At 69.9% G+C, this 282-nt stretch carries 1 pseudogene; it reads right to left on the bottom strand.

Going from position 1 to position 282, the window contains the following annotated elements:
• Positions 1 to 282: pseudogene (locus G6O68_RS32225) on the bottom strand (hypothetical protein); the annotation flags it as partial.

Raw genomic sequence — 282 nt, 5'->3', positions numbered from 1 at the left:
CTCGTGCAGCAGCAGCGTCGTGATCGCCTGGCGGTCTTCCGAGACGACCTCGCCCCCCTCCCCCACCGTCGGCGCGGCGGGCCGCACCACGAGGGGCTGGAGCACGGCCAGGCCGTTGGCCGCGAGGATGGGCCGGATCTCCTCGAGGCACGACGCGATGTCGGCGTACTTGTAGCGGTCCGCCTTGCGGTCCTTGGCGATGGGCTCGATGGCGTTCACCGCCTTCACGAGCGCGGGGGCGAGCTTGTCGATCTGCTCCGAGTGTTCGACGTTCACGACGTT

Source organism: Paludisphaera soli, from assembly GCF_011064595.1.
In the GTDB taxonomy this organism is placed as follows: domain Bacteria; phylum Planctomycetota; class Planctomycetia; order Isosphaerales; family Isosphaeraceae; genus Paludisphaera; species Paludisphaera soli.
This window is presented reverse-complemented; position numbering and strand designations above follow the sequence as displayed.